At 67.9% G+C, this 764-nt stretch carries 1 protein-coding gene; it reads right to left on the reverse strand.

Going from position 1 to position 764, the window contains the following annotated elements; genetic code table 11:
* Positions 1-764, reverse strand: a 764-nt coding sequence (locus IE260_RS41095; RefSeq protein WP_268255038.1) for an alpha-amylase family glycosyl hydrolase, incomplete at both ends; no start/stop codon positions are given.

Here is a 764-nt window from a genome sequence, read left to right on the forward strand (position 1 = left end):
ACGCACAGCACCAGGTCGTCCTCGTACTCGCGCAGGAAGGCCAGCACCGCCGGGTTGGAGGACGGCAGTTCGGTGTACGAGCCGAGCCCGAAGGCCGCGTTCTGCTTGCGGATCTCGATCATCCGGCGGGTCCAGTGCAGCAGCGAGGACGGCGAGGCCATGGACGCCTCGACGTTCGTGACCTGGTAGCCGTAGACCGGGTCCATGATCGTGGGCAGGAACAGCCGGCCGGGATCGGACGACGAGAACCCGGCGTTGCGGTCCGGGGTCCACTGCATCGGGGTGCGCACCGCGTCGCGGTCGCCGAGCCAGATGTTGTCGCCCATGCCGATCTCGTCGCCGTAGTACAGGATCGGCGAGCCGGGCAACGACAGCAGCAGGGCCGTGAACAGCTCGATCTGGTTGCGGTCGTTGTCGAGGAGCGGGGCCAGGCGGCGCCGGATGCCGATGTTGGCGCGCATGCGGGGGTCCTTGGCGTACTCCGCCCACATGTAGTCGCGCTCTTCGTCGGTGACCATCTCCAGCGTCAGTTCGTCGTGGTTGCGCAGGAAGATGCCCCACTGGCAGCCCGACGGGATCGCCGGGGTCTTGGCGAGGATCTCGGAGACCGGGTAGCGCGACTCCCTGCGGACCGCCATGAAGATCCGCGGCATCACGGGGAAGTGGAACGCCATGTGGCACTCGTCGCCGCCGCTCGGGTAGTCGCCGAAGTAGTCGACGACGTCCTCCGGCCACTGGTTGGCCTCCGCCAGCAGCACGGTGTC

The sequence above is a fragment of the Streptomyces viridiviolaceus genome, assembly GCF_014650995.1.
Taxonomy (GTDB): Bacteria; Actinomycetota; Actinomycetes; order Streptomycetales; family Streptomycetaceae; genus Streptomyces; species Streptomyces viridiviolaceus.